This is a genomic window from Alloalcanivorax sp. (assembly GCF_964221125.1).
Classification (GTDB): domain Bacteria; phylum Pseudomonadota; class Gammaproteobacteria; order Pseudomonadales; family Alcanivoracaceae; genus Alloalcanivorax; species Alloalcanivorax venustensis.
The window spans coordinates 1-11,792 of the sequence record NZ_CAXPXK010000039.1; the positions used below are offsets into that span (position 1 = coordinate 1).

General features: G+C 65.7%; 10 protein-coding genes and 1 pseudogene. 5 read left to right on the forward strand and 6 right to left on the reverse strand.

Annotated elements, in window-relative coordinates:
• A pseudogene (locus ACEQZD_RS05460) lies at positions 1-416 on the forward strand (long-chain-acyl-CoA synthetase); the annotation flags it as partial.
• A gap of 622 nt (positions 417-1,038) precedes the next feature.
• Here the strand turns inward: ACEQZD_RS05460 and ACEQZD_RS05465 are convergent.
• The 3 genes from ACEQZD_RS05465 to ACEQZD_RS05475 form a co-directional block, all read right to left on the reverse strand.
• Positions 1,039-1,524: a phasin family protein gene (locus tag ACEQZD_RS05465; RefSeq protein WP_335628568.1), complete on the reverse strand. Its 486-nt coding sequence runs from the start codon at positions 1,522-1,524 to the stop codon at positions 1,039-1,041.
• Positions 1,525-1,630: 106 nt separating this feature from the next.
• Positions 1,631-1,927 carry a hypothetical protein gene (locus tag ACEQZD_RS05470; protein ID WP_335628569.1) on the reverse strand — a complete coding sequence of 99 codons (297 nt, stop codon included), beginning with the start codon at positions 1,925-1,927 and terminating at the stop codon, positions 1,631-1,633.
• Between the two features lie 3 nt (positions 1,928-1,930).
• On the reverse strand, positions 1,931-3,148 hold the full coding sequence (locus tag ACEQZD_RS05475) for a hypothetical protein (RefSeq protein ID WP_335628570.1): 1,218 nt from the start codon (positions 3,146-3,148) through the stop codon (positions 1,931-1,933).
• 242 nt (positions 3,149-3,390) lie between these two features.
• On the opposite strand from ACEQZD_RS05475, the gene ACEQZD_RS05480 reads away from it, so the two are divergent.
• On the forward strand, positions 3,391-4,143 hold the full coding sequence (locus ACEQZD_RS05480) for a hypothetical protein (RefSeq protein ID WP_335628571.1): 753 nt from the start codon (positions 3,391-3,393) through the stop codon (positions 4,141-4,143).
• Positions 4,144-4,315: 172 nt separating this feature from the next.
• Here the strand turns inward: ACEQZD_RS05480 and ACEQZD_RS05485 are convergent, their stop codons facing one another.
• Positions 4,316-4,630 (reverse strand): hypothetical protein, encoded by a 315-nt coding sequence (locus tag ACEQZD_RS05485; protein WP_142948472.1) that lies wholly within the window; start codon positions 4,628-4,630, stop codon positions 4,316-4,318.
• A gap of 201 nt (positions 4,631-4,831) precedes the next feature.
• On the opposite strand from ACEQZD_RS05485, the gene ACEQZD_RS05490 reads away from it, so the two are divergent.
• A complete protein-coding gene (locus ACEQZD_RS05490; RefSeq protein ID WP_335628572.1) occupies positions 4,832-5,632 on the forward strand; it encodes a diguanylate cyclase domain-containing protein in 801 nt (266 codons plus the stop codon).
• A 12-nt stretch (positions 5,633-5,644) separates the two neighbouring features.
• On the opposite strand, the gene cmoB is transcribed toward ACEQZD_RS05490, so the two are convergent.
• Positions 5,645-6,610, reverse strand: a complete 966-nt coding sequence (gene cmoB, locus ACEQZD_RS05495) for a tRNA 5-methoxyuridine(34)/uridine 5-oxyacetic acid(34) synthase CmoB (RefSeq protein ID WP_335628573.1) — start codon at positions 6,608-6,610, stop codon at positions 5,645-5,647.
• Between the two features lie 305 nt (positions 6,611-6,915).
• Between cmoB and ACEQZD_RS05500 the strand changes: the two genes are divergently transcribed.
• Positions 6,916-8,154: an NADH:flavin oxidoreductase/NADH oxidase family protein gene (locus tag ACEQZD_RS05500; protein WP_370184466.1), complete on the forward strand. Its 1,239-nt coding sequence runs from the start codon at positions 6,916-6,918 to the stop codon at positions 8,152-8,154.
• A 126-nt stretch (positions 8,155-8,280) separates the two neighbouring features.
• On the opposite strand, the gene ACEQZD_RS05505 is transcribed toward ACEQZD_RS05500, so the two are convergent.
• Positions 8,281-10,821 carry an ATP-binding protein gene (locus ACEQZD_RS05505; protein WP_335628575.1) on the reverse strand — a complete coding sequence of 847 codons (2,541 nt, stop codon included), beginning with the start codon at positions 10,819-10,821 and terminating at the stop codon, positions 8,281-8,283.
• Between the two features lie 183 nt (positions 10,822-11,004).
• Between ACEQZD_RS05505 and ACEQZD_RS05510 the strand changes: the two genes are divergently transcribed.
• Positions 11,005-11,646 (forward strand): hypothetical protein, encoded by a 642-nt coding sequence (locus tag ACEQZD_RS05510; protein ID WP_370184469.1) that lies wholly within the window; start codon positions 11,005-11,007, stop codon positions 11,644-11,646.
• The last annotated feature ends 146 nt before the right edge of the window (positions 11,647-11,792 follow it).

Below are 11,792 nucleotides of genomic sequence, written 5' to 3' on the forward strand. Positions count from 1 at the left end.
TCCGCTGGAAGGGCGAGAACGTCTCCACCACCGAGGTGGAGCAGATTCTCGACGGCTTCGAGCAGATCGTCGAATCCGTGGTCTACGGCGTGGAAATCCCCGGCACCAACGGCCGCGCCGGCATGGCTGAGCTGCGTCTCGACCGCCCGCACGAGGAAGTGGACTGGCCCGCCCTGTGCGCCTACCTCAAGCGCGAGTTGCCGCCCTACGCGATCCCGGTGTTCCTGCGCATCACCGACCACGGCGTGGAGACCACCGGCACCTTCAAGCATCAGAAGAACAAGCTGAAGGAAGAGAAGTACGACCTCAACCAGCACAACGACCCGGTCTATGTGCTGCTGCCCGGCGAGAGCTGCTACCAGCGTCTCACCCCGGAAATGCAGGCCGACATCGACGGCAACAAGCACCGCTTCTAAGCAAGCGCTCTGCCGCACCACGAAAACCCGGCTCCGGCCGGGTTTTTTTTATGGCCTCGGAAGTTATGCACAAATCCTGTGGGCAAGATTGTGGATAAACACTGGATGACCATGGCCAGGGCGGTGTTGCCGGGCGGTCCCCCAGAATGCGGTGAAATTAACCAGTCACAACCGTCCGCCGGTAGACATATGAAACGGAGTTTTCCCCAGGCCGGGTTGTCCACAAATACTGTGGATAAACCTGTTGAAAAAGCGCGGACAAGTCGGCCAAGCGGCAGCAATCCGGCCCCTCTGTCTATTTGACGCTTTTTTAACCAAAATATGAAAACCCTTATTAAACAATGACTTAGCCGTTATTTATAGGTGAAGACAGCACTTCTGGAAGGATTTGTTACCTTCTTTCCCACTTGTTACCGGCCTGTGCACAGTTTCGGTCCACGGTAAACCTGTCAATAGTGAAAATGCGTCATTGGAAGGCAAAGCGGGCTGCCCGTTTTTCGGGCGCGGGGACGCCGCCGCCCTGCCCCTGTTCGGGTCGCGCCGGGGCGGCTTTGTCCGGTTTTATCCAGGCTTGTGGATAACAGTGTGAACAAACTGGTGGGAAACGGTGAACAAGGGCCGCTTAGCGGCCCGTCGGCGGGTCCTGATCGTCCTTGTCGATATGGTCCAGGGCGTCGGTGAGCTCCTGGACGCGCTGTCGCAGGGCGTCCACCTCACGCTTATTGGGAATGCCCAACCGGGACAGCGCCTTGCCGAGCCGGTCGTCAAAGGCCTTTTCCATGCGATCCATGGTCTCGCCGGTATGGTGGCGCACCCGCTCCTTCAGTTCACCGACGCGCGGCGCTTTGTCCTTGGCGCGGCGTTCCACCTCGCGGCCGGCTTCCACCAGGGCATCGAAAAAGCCGTTGCCCTCTTCCTCGGCGCGGGCGAAGGCGCCCAGACCGGCGAGCCAGATCTGATGGGTGTACTTGCGCAGATCGCGGGACGCACCGCTGAGCGCGCGCAGCGGGTGGCCACGCTCATCCACGGGGGTTCCGGATTGGTGCTCGGGGACGGCATCGCCGTCGATTCGCGGGTCCTGATCGGATGGTTTGTCGTGGTCGGCCATGATCCTCTACTCCATCAACGCCAGGGGAGTATAGGTCAAAAATGACAGGCGAAACCAATTGATTGTCGAACAAGGGTCGCCTCACCGGGCGGGTGGGGCCCGGGGGTCAGGGGTCGATCTCGTCGTCCGCGTCGCGGCCGCGACGGCCGCCCACGAAGCGCGCCAGGTCGCGGGCGCGGTCGCGGATCACCTCGCGGGATTTGCCGGTGAGCACCGCCACGAAGCGCTGCGTCAGCCGGTCGGCGCCGGCCTCGAAGCGCTCGTCGATATGGCGCTCCAGGCGCGGCCCCAGCCAGAACTTCACCAGCACGCCGATCACCGCCAGGGTGATCAGCGACGACAGCAGCGCGCAGCCCACCAGCAGCGGGATCAGGTCGGCGGTGGCGATAGTGGCGTTCTCCATGGCTCAGAGCCCGAACACGAAGATCAGCTGGGCCAGGCCGGCCATGGCGCCCAGGAAGCCGCCCACCAGGATCAGGATCCACTCGTCCTCTTGGAAGGCCGGCCGCAGCAGGTCCTGGAAGTCCTCGGAGCTGAGCGCCTGCATGCGGTCGCGCATCAGCCGCTCGATAATGCTGCTGCGCTCACGATTGAAGTTGTCGTCCTCGAACGGCTCCACCGCCAGGTCCACGGCCTTCTCTTCCACCGCCCGTTTGAGGTCGGCGTAGCCGCCCGGGCCCACGGTGAGCTGGGCGGCGGTGCGCACCATACCGCCGTTGAGCAGCGGCTTGAGATGGCGCTTGATCAACGCCTTGGTGCGGTCGCCGCGCGGGCCGTTGATCACCTGGTGCATGATGTTGCGCAGCGTCACCAACTCTTCGGTGGTCAGCCGCGCGAACGACTCCGCCACGTCCTTCTGCCGTTTCAGGAACAGGCCCTGCAGACGGAAGGGCCCCACCCGTACCGGGTTGAGGGGACGGAAGATCACGTTCAGCGCCAGCCAGTTGGTGGCGATGCCGACAATAAAGCCGAACAGCGGCAGCACCCAGTTGCTGGGCACGAAGATGAAGATCGGTACCTGGATCAAACCGAACAGAAAACCGAAGTAGAACCCGGAATTGATGACGAAGCGGAATTCCGGCTCGCCCACTTCCTGGAACAGCTGCACCATGAGCGCCTTGTCCGAGCGCAAGCGCTCGACAATCATGTGCTTCATGTCCACCAGGTTTTCCAGGTTGTGGCTGATATCGTCGACCACGTTATCCATCACCGCGGGAATCGCCCGGCGGGCGCGGGTGTAGACCCGCCGGCGCACGGCCAGGGGCAGGTTCTCCCAGAGCACCGCGTTGCGCTCGGTCATCACCTCGTCGACGTATTCCTCGATGCGGCCCTGGATGCTCTTGGTCAGGTGGGCGGCGATCTTTTCCGGTTCCATCTCACGGAAAAACTCGTCCAGGCTGCCCAGCTTCTGGAGGGTCTTGTCCACCACGATGGCGGCCATCTTCTCCACTTTGGACGGAATGATGCCCTGCCAGCCGAAGAACGGCCGGATGCCGAGGAACTCCAACGGATAGAAGGTCATCTGCACGGCCATCCAGTTGGTGGTCCAACCGACCACGCCGGCTATGAATGGAATACTGAAGTATTTCCAGAAATCCGGATGGGAAAAAATCGAATCCAGCATGTGGGCAGAGACTCCCCTCCCAGGGAAAAGGCTAGACTAGCCGTCTAAAGTGACGACGAACAGTTCCCGCGAGCGTCGACCCGAGTCACAAAAGCCAATGTTATGTAATTGTGAAAGGACCTAGTATAAGCAGCGGGTCCGCGCGAAATAAGCACAATAACGTAATTTTTGGCAACCCGACGGCAAATACCTCATACTTCCAAGCGGGCCAACGCCTTGATACAGAAGGATTTCGTATACCCATGTCCTCCCCCTCGTCGCTGACCGGGCTGCTGATGCACGGCGCCCTGGAAACGCTGCTCAACCAGGCGCTCACCGGCGACGAACGCGGCCGCGGGCAACTGGCGGCGCTGGACGGCACCGTGGTGCGCCTGCGCGGCGAAAGCCCCATGTGGGTGCTCTATGTGCTGATCTACGAAGACGGCGTGGAGCTGCTCAGCGACTACGAAGGCCCGGTGGACGTGCGCGTGCGCGGCGCGCTGGGCGCCATGCTGCACTGGCTGCTGGCGCCCAACAGCGGCGACGCCGAGCACAGCCTGCGCATCACCGGCCCGGACGACACCCTGGAACGCCTGCAGGCCACCATCAGCGAATTCAGCCTCTGGCCGCTGGTGCGCAACTGGCTGGACGACCACGTGCGCCTGCGCGAGCTGCTCTCGCTACTGCGCCGCGAAGACCCGGCCTGGCTGGAAAAGCTGGCGGGCATCCCCGACCACCTGGGCGAACTGGCCGCGCAAGTGGCCCGCCAGCAACTGCTGCAGGAAGACATCCTCGAGGAAGTGCGCGGCCTGCGCCGGGAAATGCGCCGCGGTCGCCGCCTCGATCTGGCCTTCCTGGTGATCGGCGTCACGCTCATTCTGGTGTCGCTGCTGCGCGCCCTGGGCCAGTGGCACACCACCTGGACCGCCCTCTCCCACGACTATCTGTCGCTGGCCATGATCAGCCTGGGGCTGGCGTTGATTCTGGGACGGCTGCTGCATCGCCCCAAAAGCTAGACCGGACTTGTAGGAGCGGGCCCTGCCCGCGAAAGGGAGCGAAGCTCCCGGCAGGATGCCAGAGACGCTTTTTGTGCTCCCGTTAGATATCTCTCTGGCATCCTGCCGGCCGGCTGCACCGGCCTTTCGCGGGCAGGGCCCGCTCCCACAAAGGCCCGCTCATAGCACCGCGTTAGTCGCGATCTTTCTTTCCGAAGAAGCGGCCGATGCGCTCGCCGACAATTTCGGTGCTGGAGCGCGCCAGGCTGCGGCTGGTTTCCTCCAGCATTTCCCGCGTGGGCAGATTGCGCACGCCCTCGTTGATACCTCTTTTGACCGCTTCCTCCACGCTCTCCGCGATCAGATCGGAGGCCTTGCGGGCCTCCTCGTCGATGTCCTGACGAACGGTGCGGCGCAGGCGCGGCAAGAAATAGACCTGCCCCCAGATCGCCACCACGGTCAAGGTGATGGCCGCGCTCAATACGGCGGACAGCAAAATCGCGGTCATGATGTTCCCCTTCAGTTCAACCCGATACCGCTTTTGTAACAGCGCCGGGCATTACTGTAACCATTGGTACGAATCGGACGTATTGCTCAGCAAAACAATTACTATCTTTCTGCGACAGCCAGTTTATGGCGCAAAAACAGTGCTAAGGACAGCCCGTGTATACGCAGGAGCACGATAATAAACTCGACACGGGATATTTGAATGACTGCCGGGACTGCCTCGATCCGCGCTCAGAGCCATAGTCTCACTCCGCTGGCGCAACTGCTGTCTCTTTGTCAGCGTTACCGATTACCGCTCTCGCTACTCGCCATCCAGCTTAAGGATGTGGCGTCGTTGAGCAAACAACTGGGCGGCGACCGCCTGCAACGTCTGCAAAAACAACTGGGCCAGGCGGTGCAGCAACGCACCCGCATGGAAGACGCGCTGATCGCCTGGCAACGGGGCTATCTGGTGCTCTGCCTGCCGGGCACCCGCGCCGCCGGCGCCGCCTGCGTGGCCCGCCGGCTGGAGCAGTGGTTTCAGAAAACCCGCTTCACCCTGGACGAATTCACCGTGCAGCTGGACACCGCCATGGCCGTGCACGTGGCCAACCCGACGCCGGAACAAGCCGAAGAGCAGGCCCGCGAAAACGTGCGCGAACTGCTTATGGACACGCTCTGCCTGCTCGCCGCCGAAAACGAACACGGCGACGGCCCGGCGCTGTCACGGCGCGCCCTGGACGACAGCCACAACGCACCGGCGATCAACCACCAGGCAGGCGAAGCAGGTGAAGCGGCTGAAGCGGCTGAAGAGAGCCCCGTGAACGGCCGCCCGCAACGCCGCCGCGACGACGCCGCCAACGGGCACGCCTCGCCGCAACAACTCAAGGACCTGGTGGATCAGCTGCGCGACGACGACACCACCCTGGTGAGCACCCTCTCCCCGGCGCTGCAGCGGCTCGATGAGCGCACCCGCATGCTGCTGATCGATCAGCTTCTGGAAGCCTCGCTGATCCCCCATTAACGGGCCGCCGCGCTACGCCTTGCGGGCGATCATCACCGCCCGGCGTGGCGCCGGGTAACCTTCCCGGCTGCGCGTCGGGTCGTCGGGATCGAGAAAGTCCGGCAACGACTGAAAGCGCATCCAGTCCGTGGCCCGCTGCTCGTCCACCGTGGTCACGCACTCGTCCACGCAACGCACCCGGTCGAACCCGCAACGCCGCAGCCACACCGCCAGATGCTCGGTGCTCGGCAAAAAGAACACATTGCGCATCGCCGCGTAACGCCCCTCGGGCATCAGCACCGCGCGCTCGTCCCCTTCCACCACCAGCGTTTCCAGAACCAGCTCGCCGCCGGGGCGCAGCACGTCGCGCAATTCCAGCAGATGGTCCAGCGGCGAACGGCGGTGGTACAGCACGCCCATGGAAAACACCGTATCGAACGCCGCCAGCCCGGCGGGCAGCTCCTCCATGCGCAGCGGCGCGAACCAGAACGGCGTCTCCGGCGTAAAGCGCTTCACCGCCAGATACTGCATCAGGAACAGCACCGTCGGGTCGATGCCCAGCACCTGGGCGGCGCCGGCCCCGGCCATGCGCCAGCCGTGGTAGCCGCTGCCGCAGCCCACGTCCAGCACCCGCCGCCCGCGCAGATCGGACAGATGCGGCGCCACCCGCTGCCACTTCCAGTCGGAGCGCCACTCGGTATCAATGTGCGTGCCGAAGAATTCAAACGGCCCCTTGCGCCACGGCATCAAGCCGCGCAAGGCCGCTTCCAGGGCCTCGGGGTCCACCGCCCCCGGCTCACCGATGGTGACCCGGTCCCGGTCCAGCCGGCACGGCGCCGGCCCCGGCGGCAACGCCGCCACGGCGTCATGCCAGCGCGGCAGATCGCCGTGCGGCTTGTCCAGCAAACGGTGGCGGGTCAACGCCGCCACCGGCGCGCCGCCCTCGCCCAACAGCGACGGCAGCGCCGCGTCCAGTTCATTCAGATAGGTATCCAGCATGGCGCGGATTATCCCGGCGCCGGCCCGCCGCCACAAGAGTCGTTGGGGTGAGCCAGATTTGTGGGAGCGGGCCCAGCCCGCGAAAGGGAGCGAAGCTCCCGGCGGGATTCCAGAGACCTTGCTTGTGCCGCCCTTAGACCAGTCTCTGGAATCCTGCCGGCCGGCTAAGCCGGCCTTTCGCTTGCAAGGCAAGCTCCCACAAAGACCCGCTCCCACAGCAGCTAAGATTGGCCCGTGCGGACACTGCATTCACGAGGGGAACAGGCACTATAGCTACTTTCACGTTTTTGTCGTAAGGACGTGCAATGACCGTGACGCTGGACCAACCCCTTGAGCTGCCCTGCGGCGCGACGCTGAAGAACCGGCTGGGCAAGTCCTCCATGAGCGAGACCCTCGGCACCACCGACAACCGGGTCACCGCCAAGCTCACCCGCCTCTACCGGGCCTGGGCCCGGGGCGGCACCGGCCTGTCGGTGACCGGCAACGTGATGATCGACCGGCGCGCCCTGGGCGAGCCCTGCAACGTGGTGCTGGAAGACCGCCGCGACATGGACCGGCTCAAGGCCTGGGCGCGGGCCGGCCGCGAGAACGGCACCCACCTGTGGATGCAGATCAACCACCCCGGCAAGCAGGCGCCGGCGGCGCTCAACCGCGAGACCGTGTCGCCCTCGGCGGTGCCGTTCTCCGACCCCAATCTGAAGCGCTTCTTCCATGTGCCGCGGGCGCTCACCGTGGCGGAAATCGAAGACCTGGTGCGCCGCTTCGGCGAAACCGCCGCGCTCGCCAAGGAGGCCGGCTTTTCCGGCGTGCAGATCCACGGCGCCCACGGCTATCTGGTCAGCCAGTTCCTGTCGCCGCGCCACAACCGCCGCGAGGACGCCTACGGCGGCAGCGCCGAAAACCGGCGCCGCTTCGTGCTGGAGGTCTACGACGAGATCCGCCGCCGGGTGGGCGGCGACTTCCCGGTATCGATCAAACTCAACTCGGCGGACTTCCAGAAAGGCGGCTTCACCGAGGAGGAATCCCTGGCGGTGGTGGAAGCGCTGGACGCCCGCGGCATCGATCTGATTGAAATCTCCGGCGGCACCTACGAGGCGCCGCGCATGGCCGGCCAGGGCCAGCGCGAATCCACCCGCCGCCGGGAAGCCTACTTCCTCAGCTACGCGGAGCAGGTGCGCTCAAGAGTGAAGGTGCCGCTAACGGTGACCGGCGGCTTCCGCAGCCGCGAAGGCATGGCGGCGGCCCTGGAAGACGGCGCCACCGACGTGATCGGCCTGGCCCGGCCGCTGGTGCTGGACCCGGCGTTCAGCAACCGCCTGCTCGCCGGCGAGGACGCGGTCAGCGCCGTGGCGCCGATCCGCACCGGCATCCGCGCCGTGGACAACGCCGCGATGATGGAAGTGTCCTGGTACACCCTGCAGCTCGCCCGCATCGCCCGCGGCAAAGCCCCCCTCGCCGACGCCGGCGGCCTCAGCTCCCTGGTCAAGGTCGCCGGCCTGATCGGCTGGCGCCGCCTCAGGATGGGGCGCCTTAGAGCCAGTTAATAGTGAACAGTGAACAGTTAATAGTTGAAAACAGTGCGTAGCAGACAGGTTTGCGTTTTCACAATAGCACCGTGCGTATCTGCAAAGGGCTTTAGCTATTCACCGTTAACTCTTAACTGTTAACTCTCAACTGTCCGTCAGGTATTGGTGCAGTGCCGCTTGCATGGCGCTAAGCGTGAGCGGCTTGATCAGCTGTCCGTCCATGCCGGCGTCGCGGATGCGGCCGGCGTATTCGGGCAGGACGTGGGCGCTGAGCGCCAGGATCACCGCCGGCGGCCAGCCTTTCTCCTGCTCCAGGCGGCGCATGCGGGTGGCGCTTTCGAAGCCGTCCATGTCGGGCATGTCCAGGTCCATGAGCACCAGTCGGTAGCGGCCTTCACCGGCGGTGAACGCTTCCAGGGCCTTGCGGCCGTCGCCGCTGAGCACCGGGCCGGGCACGCCGAGGCGCTCCAGGTAGCCGCGCGTGACCATCTGGTTGACCGGGTTGTCCTCGGCCACCAGCACGCGCAGGCCGCCCTGGGTGTCCACCGGTTCGCGCTCGGACAGCAGCGGCACCTGGCCCGGGCCGCTGTCGCTGATCAGCTGCTGCAGCTCGGTCACCGTGAGCACCGCCCGGCGCACCAGGGTGATGTCGTCGCGCATCACCACTTCGCCGCTTTCGCGCATGCCGCACAGCAACACCGGCCGCAGTCCGGCGTGGCGCTCGCGGGCCGGCCGCAGCCCCTGGTCCAGCAGCACCCCGTCGCTGACGCCGTTGACCAGCAGATGGCCGCTGTCGTCCTCGCTCAGCGCCCGCTGCACCGCCGCCAGGTCGTCCACCACCCGCACCCGGGAGAAGCGCGGGTCGCGCTGCAGCAGCTCACCCAGGTTGCCCACCGGGTCCCACACCAGCGCCGGCACCGAGGTCCATTCCGGCATCGGCACCGCTTTTTCCAGCACCGGCAGCGGAATCACGAAGCGGAAGGTGGTGCCCTGCTCCGGCGCGCTGCGCACTTCGATGTCACCGCCCATCAGGCGCACCAGCTCCTGGCTGATCGACAGCCCCAGGCCGGTGCCGCCGAAGCGCTGCGCCACCGAGGCGGACGCCTGGCTGAAGTTCTGGAACAGCCGGCGCTGCTCCTCGCGGGTCATGCCGATGCCGCTGTCGCTGACGGTGAACTCGATCATCGCCCGGCCGTCGCGCTCCTCCAGGCAGCGGGCGCCCACCCGGATCCAGCCGTGGCGGGTGAACTTGATCGCATTGGACAGCAAATTGGTGAGCACCTGGCGCAGCCGGGGCGCGTCGCCGCGCAGCTGCGCCGGGATATCCGCGTCGGCGTCCACCAGCACCAGGTCGCCGTTGTCGCTGGCCGGCAGGCTGAACATGTGCGCGCAATCGATCAGCAACGCGGCGGGATCGAACGGTGACTGCTCCAGCTCCAGCTTGCCGGCTTCCAGCTTGGCGTAATCGAGCACGTCGTTGACCAGCGTATTCAGGGTGCGGCCGGCGTTCTCGATCAAGCCGATGTATTCCTGCTGACGCGGCGACGGGTTGGTTTCACGCAGCAGCTCCGCCAGCCCCAGCACGCCGTTCAGCGGCGTGCGTATTTCGTGGCTCATGCGCGCCAGGAACTGGCTCTTGGCGCGCACCTCCGCGCGGCCGCGAATGGCGCGGGTGGCGAAGTGGAAGAACACCAGGCTGAGCACCAGCACCAGCAGATACAGCACCAGCAGGCCGGCCGCGATCAGCCCGCTGTCGCGCAGGCTCTTGCCGCGCCCCTGCTCCACCAGCATCACGGCGACACCGGTGATGTCCTCGCTGAGATCGCGCAGGCGCTGCTGGCGATCGCCGCCCTCGGCCAGCGCCTCCTGCCAGGTGACGGTCACCCGCGACGGCAGCAGCAGCGTCTGCCGCGACCACTGCAGGTAGCTTTCCAATTCCGCGTGGGTGGTCCGCCACTGCTGGCGCAGCCGCGCCTGGTCGGTGCGCGAGGCGAGCGCCTGGATCTGCCCTTCCACCTGGGGAATCAACTCTTCCAGCCGGGCCAGGGCCCGCTCCAGCTGACGCAGGTCCACGGTGCTCAGGTAGCCGCCGTTGAGGCTGGTGTAGACGGCGATGGCGCGGATGATGCCCAGATCATGGCTGAGCTGGCGCAGCCCGTTCAACGGCAGGGACAGGGCCTCGTTGGGGCTGGGGCGGGTGGGCACGGCGATGTCACCCATGTAGAGCACCGCCGCCAGCGCGTTGTGCAGCCGCCCGTTGATCTGCTCCACGTTATCGAACGGGCCGGACACGTCCCGCCCGGCCAGCCCGGTGGCCGGACTCAGCTCGCGCCACTCCCGGCGCAGCGCCACCACCTGATCCAGCAGGCTGGGGATGGCGCTGCCGGAGACCGCCTGCACGAAGTCGTCCAGGCGCGCCTCGGTGTTGCGCCGCGCCCGCAGAAAGCGCGCTTCCAGGTCGGGCACCTCCAGGTGCACCCGGGCCGGGGCTAGGTCGCGGGTTTCTTCCAGGGGCGCGGTCACCGCCAGGCCGATGCGGAAAATCCGCACGTCGTCGAGCATGCGCTGGTAGCCTTCGTGAAGGCCCACGCGGTACTGCAACAACAGCACCGCGACCACCAGGAACGGCACGGTGACCAGGCTCACTAACAGCAGGATGGCCGGATATTGTTTTCGTTGTGCCACCATCGCCTCCTTGGCTCGACGGCCCGTCCTCGCGTACCGGGCCTTCATCCCGAAAAATTAGCACGGCGCCGGACGCATTACAGGACAAATTTGGCAATAGTGACGCCACCATCGCGTGACGGTCAGGGGGCGGTTACTGTAAAAAAGAACCTTCGTTCGTCCCCTTGGTTAAGAGTCCCGACCATGTGCTTTCGCCGTACCCTGTTCGCCCTGCTCGCCGGCGCCGTGTTGAGCCTGGCCGGCTGCGCCGCCCCGGCACCGGAAAACAACATCCGGACCCTGCAGGGCGGCGACGGCGGCAGCCTGCCACGGCAGCTGGCCGGCCAGACCCTGGCCCTGGACCGCTTCCGCGGGCCGCCGGAGCTCGCCGGCCTGGAGAGCAACGGCGAGATCAGCAGCGACCGCTCCGGCTGGCGCCAGTGGCTGTTCGGCGACCCGGGCACCCGCCTCACCGTGACCGTCTACGGCCTGCCGGCGGGCTGGCAGGACCTGGGCCAGGAGCGCATCGTCTCCGGCCACTATGGCCAGCTGCGCCAGCAACGCATCAACCGGGTCTACAACAGCGACAACCAGTCGATCCGCTTCACCAGCGAGCGGCTGTTCGACCTGGAAGGCCGCCTCACCGCCAGCGCCCGCTACCTGGTCAATCAGCCCGGCCGGCGGCCGCTTCACGAAGTGCTGCTGCTGACCATGGACGGCGACCATTTCGTGCGCGTCGAGAGCGGCTCGCGGGAACGCAAGACCACCGAGCTGCTGCAACTGAGCAAACGGGCCCTGGCGGAATTCCGCGCCTACCAGGCGGCCCGCGCCGAGGATTCGGAATAACGTCCGCTCAGGGCAGCGGCTTGTGGGAGATTCTATGTTGTCCCACAAGCTGGCCTAGCCTTTGCCTGATAGGTGGTTTGGTTTTTCATCAGGGCGAAGGCGATGCGGGCCAGTTTACGAGCCAGGATGACGAGGGCCTGAGTGGT

Coding starts and splice junctions, on each gene's coding strand:
- ACEQZD_RS05465 (WP_335628568.1), bottom strand. CDS start 1,524: ATGGCCGACCACGACAAACCATCCGATCAGGACCCGCGAATCGACGGC.
- ACEQZD_RS05475 (WP_335628570.1), bottom strand. CDS start 3,148: ATGCTGGATTCGATTTTTTCCCATCCGGATTTCTGGAAATACTTCAGT.
- ACEQZD_RS05500 (WP_370184466.1), top strand. CDS start 6,916: ATGACCGTGACGCTGGACCAACCCCTTGAGCTGCCCTGCGGCGCGACG.
- ACEQZD_RS05510 (WP_370184469.1), top strand. CDS start 11,005: ATGTGCTTTCGCCGTACCCTGTTCGCCCTGCTCGCCGGCGCCGTGTTG.
- ACEQZD_RS05485 (WP_142948472.1), bottom strand. CDS start 4,630: ATGACCGCGATTTTGCTGTCCGCCGTATTGAGCGCGGCCATCACCTTG.
- ACEQZD_RS05480 (WP_335628571.1), top strand. CDS start 3,391: ATGTCCTCCCCCTCGTCGCTGACCGGGCTGCTGATGCACGGCGCCCTG.
- cmoB (WP_335628573.1), bottom strand. CDS start 6,610: ATGCTGGATACCTATCTGAATGAACTGGACGCGGCGCTGCCGTCGCTG.
- ACEQZD_RS05470 (WP_335628569.1), bottom strand. CDS start 1,927: ATGGAGAACGCCACTATCGCCACCGCCGACCTGATCCCGCTGCTGGTG.
- ACEQZD_RS05490 (WP_335628572.1), top strand. CDS start 4,832: ATGACTGCCGGGACTGCCTCGATCCGCGCTCAGAGCCATAGTCTCACT.